The sequence below is a fragment of the Alloscardovia omnicolens DSM 21503 genome (assembly GCF_000420505.1).
Classification (GTDB): domain Bacteria; phylum Actinomycetota; class Actinomycetes; order Actinomycetales; family Bifidobacteriaceae; genus Alloscardovia; species Alloscardovia omnicolens.
In genome coordinates this window covers 1-4,663 of record NZ_ATVB01000033.1, presented here as the reverse complement: position 1 = coordinate 4,663, position 4,663 = coordinate 1, and the positions used below count along the sequence as shown (strand labels likewise).

Sequence of the window (4,663 nt, the reverse complement as noted above, 5' to 3'; positions counted from 1 at the left end):
AAGAATCACAATAAATGACTCACAAAATAAAAGAAAAATAACGAAAAACACTCTACAAAAAATAAAGCATTCAACGCACAAAAAACAACCAAACAACAAAATCATTCAGCTGTCACTGGCATTATCAAAACATAAAAAGTAGTACAAAACACGCTCTTGAGTTCTCAAACCACCACAACACAAACCAACCAAAACCCCAAACCAAAGAGGAATCAGCCGCATCAGGCAGCGAATAAAAACAATACACCACCACACCACACCACGCAACCCACACACCCACAACCCAACAAACACAACCCCTCAACGGCGTGTCGCACACCACCCCACAGCCACGGGGTAACGTGCGACACTATCCGAAGTAAAGCATTTCAGGGAAGAATTATGGACAAAGAACCAAAATGCCTTACAAGCTTTTCTTACCAATCACCTACTTCGTTACGTGGCCACCAAACTGCGCGCGCAAGGAGGAAACCACGCGCAAAGTATCTTCACCAGCGCCGCGCGAGGTCTGACGCGCCCACAGTGCAGATGCTGTTGCTGGCGTTGGCACACCCAACTCCAAAGCAGCTTCAATCATCCACTTTGCTTCACCAGACTCGTTGGCCACTGGAGGCATATTGTGCAAGTCTGGGTCATCCTGAGCTGCGCGAGCAAACAGGTCAAGCAGCCACGACTGCACAACCGAACCCTGACGCCACGAGGTCATCACAGCTGCTGGGTTCTCAATCAAATCCGAGCGCATCATGGTTTCGAAGCCCTCTCCGAAAGCCTGCATCATACCGTATTCGATACCGTTGTGCACCATCTTGGCGAAGTGACCGCCGCCTACAGATCCTGCGAGAACCAAACCGTCCTCACCTTCTGGCTTCAAGCTCTCAAAAATAGGCAGAGCGCGCTCATAATCAGCAAGGCTACCGCCGGCCATCAACGCGTAACCGCGCTCAGCACCCCACACGCCGCCGGATACACCCACATCCATAAAGTGAATGCCCTTCGCGCTCAGCTGCTGCTCGTGACGCTGATCGTCGGTGTAGCGGGTGTTGCCGCCGTCAATCACCAAATCGCCCTCTTCGAGCAGCTCGGCAAGCTGATCGACGGTTGCATCGGTTGGCGCGCCTGCTGGCACCATAATCCAAACGACGCGAGGAGCGGCGAGCGCAGACACGAGCGCTTCGAGCGAATCAACGTCGCGACCGGACTGCAGGCTCAGGTCGAAACCGATAACCTCATGACCGTCCGCGCGCAAACGCTTGACCATGTTTCCGCCCATACGTCCTAAACCAATAACTCCCAGCTGCATTTCTAAATCCTTTCAATCATGTAAGTGTGCGATTATTACGCTGTTTCGCGCGAAAATAAAACGTTTTCGCCTGTTTTGTGATTTTTCTGACTGATTTTTTGCTCTGCGCATGCGTTATGAGATGAGCGGCACGAACAGCGATACGATAAGAACGACAATCAGGCCGGAGACCGAGAGAACCGTTTCCATGAGAGACCAGGTTTTAAAGGTTTGACCGACGGTCATGCCGAAGTATTCCTTAACCAGCCAGAAGCCAGCGTCGTTCACGTGAGAGAGGAAGATGGAGCCGGCGCCGATAGCGAGAACGAGCAGAGAGAGCTCTACTGGGTTCAGGTGTGCTGCCAAAGGCGCGACGATACCGGAAGCGGTTACGGTGGCAACGGTTGCCGAGCCGGTAGCTAAACGAATCAGAACTGCTACGAGCCAGCCGGCAATAAATGGATTAAGGTTTGCCTGCGTAATGCCCTGTGCAATAACATCGCCAATACCGGAGTCGACGAGGGTTTGCTTAAAGCCGCCGCCTGCAGCCACAATCAGCAAAATACCTGCAATCGAACCGAAAGCGGAGCCAACGATCGAGCTTAAAGTGTCACGCTTCCAGCGAGCGCGGAAAGCGAGCAGACCCATAGCGAAGAACGTGGTAATAGTCAGCGCTTCGAGCGGCGTACCAATCCATACGATGGCCTTACCGACAGCGGTTTTCTGCGCGCCAAGCACATCGACAATGCTGGCAGCAAGCATCAAAACTACTGGCAAAAGAATAACGCTAATAGCCTCAAAGAAACTTGGCTTACCTTCTGGAGCGTCCTGGCTCTTAACAGTATCTTCTTCCGGCGCCATAATCGGAACCATCTTAACCATCCAGCGAGCCATAAGCGGACCGGAAATAATAACCACAGGAATAGCAACAATCAAACCGAGACCGAGCGTTAAACCGAGGTTAGCGCCCAAAGCGTCAATCGCGACGAGCGGGCCAGGATGAGGTGGCACGAAAGCGTGCAGCGCAGACAGACCTGCGAGAGCTGGAATACCCAAAGCAATAACGGGCATCTTCGCGCGGCGAGCAACGAGCAGAACAATTGGAATAAGAATAACCACGCCCACTTCGAAGAAGAGCGGGATACCCACGATAAAGGCGCTAAAAGCCATTGCCCATGCGAGCTTGTTTTGTGGAGCGGACTTAAGAATCGTGTCCACGATAACGTCCGCACCGCCCGAGCGGGTGAGCAAAATACCGATGATGCCGCCCAGTGCAATAAGCAGGCCTACGCTGGAGACCGTGCCGCCCACACCGGTGGTGAAGCTGTTGAGGCTTTCGTTGTACGGAACGCCCGCGATCATAGCGGTGGCTGCGGCGCCGATGAGCAGTGAGAGGAATGGATGCAGTTTAACCACGGCAATAAGAACGACGATCAGTGCAATACCGAGCACTGCTGCGAGGATGAGGGTATTCATAAAATCCTCCTTGATGTATGAATACTGGGTTTTGGGTCTTTACTTCTTTTACTTCTGGGCACTTTCGTACTTCTTTACTGCTTCAATCGCGCGAGCGACGACATCGCTAATATCGCCTTCGATGCTAATTTCTTCACCATTCTCGTCGGCTGCGAGCGGTTCCAAGATAGCGAACTGGCTTGGCAGGAGAGATGGAGGCATAAAGTGACCAGCGCGCGCAGACAGACGCTCCTGGATGAGCTCCTGCGAACCGCTCAGGTGCAGGAAGTGCACGTTGAGGTCTTTGGACAGTGTTTCACGATACGAGCGCTTGAGAGCCGAGCTCGATACTACTGTGTTCTCGCCCAGAGCTTCGCGCGCAACCATCCAACGGTTAATAACATCCAACCATGGCCAACGATCTTCATCGGTCAGTGGAATGCCGGCGGACATTTTGTCGATATTGGCCTGCGGATGGAAATCGTCTCCCTCAGCCAGCGTATAGCCCAGCTGATCGCGAATAGCTTCTACAACAGTTGACTTGCCGCATCCTGCAACACCCATAACGACGATGTGAATTGCCATAATCACTCCTTTGAAATCAATGACGGTATCTAGTGTAGCGCGCGCAAAGACTCTTTGTCAATTCTTTGGGAGTCTTTGGAGGTGAATTTTTTGTGTTACCTGGGTTACAACAGTTCGGCGCAATGTACAGTACCATATTGAACATAGCTTGTGTTCATCAGTTGGGAGGTTGCAATGGCACGTACGTCTGCGGAAATTTCGGATGCGAGCAATAATCCGCTTCATCTGTCTATCGCGGACGCTTTGGCCCACGAAATCCTTGACGGTTCCTGGCAGCCGGGCAGCAATAAGAAGCTCGAGCAGATTCAGGAGCAGTACGATATTTCGCGCACGGTTGCGCGCGAGGCCACGCGCCTGCTGGCGTCTTTGCGCTGCGTGCAGTTCCAGCGCGGTACGGGTGTTATCGCTTGTGGCCCTTATGATTGGGACGATTTGAATACGCGTGTTATTACGTGGAAGCTGCATTCGAATTTGCGACGGGCTGAGCTGAGAGATCTTACCGAGTTGCGTTTGGCCGTTGAGCCGGCCGCGGCTGCTGGCTGTGCCTCGCGAGGTACAGTTGAGGCGCGCACACATATTGGCGTGATTGGTCATGATTTGATTCGGGCCGCGAGAGAAGACCGTTTGGACGATTTCCACGCTCTTGATATTGAGTTTCACGCTGGCTTACTGAGGAACTGTGGCAATCCGATTTTCGCTGAGCTGAGTTCGACTGTTGCCACTGTTTTGCGTGGACGCGTTGAGATTAACATGTACCCGCAGCACCCGGAAGAGTCCGCTTTGAGCGCGCACGAGAAGGTTGCACAGGCAGTTGTTGCGGGAGATGCGCACGCCGCGTATGAGGCGATGTACGACATCGTTTCCGAAGTGAATACTGCTATTGGTTTGACTGCTATGTAAAACGCGAAAAGGCCGGGCTATTCTGCTACGTGTGCAGTGCCCGGCCTATATTTATGCTTATAAAAGTTGGAGGGGTTGCACCGTTCATGGTGCAACCCCTCCATAAGTGTTGTTGCGGCGGTTTGTTACTCTCCCACACCCTATCGAGTGCAGTACCATCACCGTGCTAGGTCTTAGCTTCCAGGTTCGAAATGGAGACTGGGCGTTTCCCCTAGGCCATGACCACCGCAAAATCTTTAATTATCCTCGTATCCACCGACACGAGGCTCGTGTTGGTTTGGGGACCGGCTAGCAGACGCGAATCGTTTTGTACGCAGATTTAATGTTCCTTGTTGCAAGGAAGAGTATTCAATGTTTAACCAAAACCATAAAAAATTATGGTGTGTTATTGTCTTCGACTATTAGTACCAGTCAGCTCCACGTGTTACCACGCTTCCACACCCG

The 4,663-nt window shown here is 52.3% G+C and carries 4 protein-coding genes and 1 rRNA gene; 1 reads left to right on the top strand and 4 read right to left on the bottom strand.

The features are described from left to right. Positions 1-427: 427 nt before the first annotated feature. The 3 genes from gnd to G464_RS0108120 form a co-directional block, all read right to left on the bottom strand. Positions 428-1,300, bottom strand: a complete 873-nt coding sequence (gene gnd / locus G464_RS0108130; RefSeq protein ID WP_022857431.1) for a phosphogluconate dehydrogenase (NAD(+)-dependent, decarboxylating) — start codon at positions 1,298-1,300, stop codon at positions 428-430. Positions 1,301-1,414: 114 nt separating this feature from the next. Then, complete coding sequence (locus G464_RS0108125) at positions 1,415-2,755, bottom strand: GntP family permease (RefSeq protein ID WP_021617506.1); 1,341 nt, start codon at positions 2,753-2,755, stop codon at positions 1,415-1,417. A gap of 48 nt (positions 2,756-2,803) precedes the next feature. Further along, positions 2,804-3,319 (bottom strand): gluconokinase, encoded by a 516-nt coding sequence (locus G464_RS0108120; protein WP_021617507.1) that lies wholly within the window; start codon positions 3,317-3,319, stop codon positions 2,804-2,806. 174 nt (positions 3,320-3,493) lie between these two features. On the opposite strand from G464_RS0108120, the gene G464_RS0108115 reads away from it, so the two are divergent. After that, a complete protein-coding gene (locus G464_RS0108115; RefSeq protein ID WP_021617508.1) occupies positions 3,494-4,219 on the top strand; it encodes a FadR/GntR family transcriptional regulator in 726 nt (241 codons plus the stop codon). 112 nt (positions 4,220-4,331) lie between these two features. On the opposite strand, the gene rrf is transcribed toward G464_RS0108115, so the two are convergent. Continuing rightward, a 5S ribosomal RNA gene (gene rrf / locus G464_RS0108110) occupies positions 4,332-4,449 on the bottom strand. Positions 4,450-4,663 lie beyond the last annotated feature (214 nt).